Origin of the sequence: Pseudomonas sp. NFACC25, assembly GCF_900100935.1 — a bacterium.
Taxonomy (GTDB): Bacteria; Pseudomonadota; Gammaproteobacteria; order Pseudomonadales; family Pseudomonadaceae; genus Aquipseudomonas; species Aquipseudomonas marginalis.
Genome location: NZ_FMUC01000031.1, coordinates 1 through 1443 on the forward strand (window position 1 = coordinate 1; position 1443 = coordinate 1443).

Annotated in this window: 1 rRNA gene; it reads right to left on the bottom strand. The window is 52.9% G+C overall.

Features of this window, described 5'->3' with window-relative positions:
• Positions 1-80: 80 nt before the first annotated feature.
• A 23S ribosomal RNA gene (locus BLQ09_RS30835) occupies positions 81-1443 on the bottom strand; the annotation flags it as partial.

Sequence of the window (1443 nt, forward strand, 5' to 3'; positions counted from 1 at the left end):
ATCTCGAACTTTCGGTTCATTGCGTCTTCACACACCGCAATCTGATGCTCTTTCGAGTAGTCAAATTGCTTGGGTGTTATATGGTCAAGCCTCACGGGCAATTAGTATTGGTTAGCTCAACGCCTCACAGCGCTTACACACCCAACCTATCAACGTCGTAGTCTTCGACGGCCCTTCAGGGGACTCAAGGTCCCAGTGAGATCTCATCTTGAGGCTAGTTTCCCGCTTAGATGCTTTCAGCGGTTATCTATTCCGAACATAGCTACCCGGCAATGCCACTGGCGTGACAACCGGAACACCAGAGGTTCGTCCACTCCGGTCCTCTCGTACTAGGAGCAGCCCCTCTCAAATCTCAAACGTCCACGGCAGATAGGGACCGAACTGTCTCACGACGTTCTAAACCCAGCTCGCGTACCACTTTAAATGGCGAACAGCCATACCCTTGGGACCGGCTTCAGCCCCAGGATGTGATGAGCCGACATCGAGGTGCCAAACACCGCCGTCGATATGAACTCTTGGGCGGTATCAGCCTGTTATCCCCGGAGTACCTTTTATCCGTTGAGCGATGGCCCTTCCATACAGAACCACCGGATCACTAAGACCTACTTTCGTACCTGCTCGACGTGTCTGTCTCGCAGTCAAGCGCGCTTTTGCCTTTATACTCTACGACCGATTTCCGACCGGTCTGAGCGCACCTTCGTACTCCTCCGTTACTCTTTAGGAGGAGACCGCCCCAGTCAAACTACCCACCATACACTGTCCTCGATCCGGATAACGGACCTGAGTTAGAACCTCAAAGTTGCCAGGGTGGTATTTCAAGGTTGGCTCCACGCAGACTGGCGTCCACGCTTCAAAGCCTCCCACCTATCCTACACAAGCAAATTCAAAGTCCAGTGCAAAGCTATAGTAAAGGTTCACGGGGTCTTTCCGTCTAGCCGCGGATACACTGCATCTTCACAGCGATTTCAATTTCACTGAGTCTCGGGTGGAGACAGCGCCGCCATCGTTACGCCATTCGTGCAGGTCGGAACTTACCCGACAAGGAATTTCGCTACCTTAGGACCGTTATAGTTACGGCCGCCGTTTACCGGGGCTTCGATCAAGAGCTTCGCGTTAGCTAACCCCATCAATTAACCTTCCGGCACCGGGCAGGCGTCACACCCTATACGTCCACTTTCGTGTTTGCAGAGTGCTGTGTTTTTAATAAACAGTCGCAGCGGCCTGGTATCTTCGACCGGCATGGGCTTACGGAGCAAGTCCTTCACCCTCACCGGCGCACCTTCTCCCGAAGTTACGGTGCCATTTTGCCTAGTTCCTTCACCCGAGTTCTCTCAAGCGCCTTGGTATTCTCTACCCAACCACCTGTGTCGGTTTGGGGTACGGTTCCTGGTTACCTGAAGCTTAGAAGCTTTTCTTGGAAGCATGGCATCAACCACTTCGTTA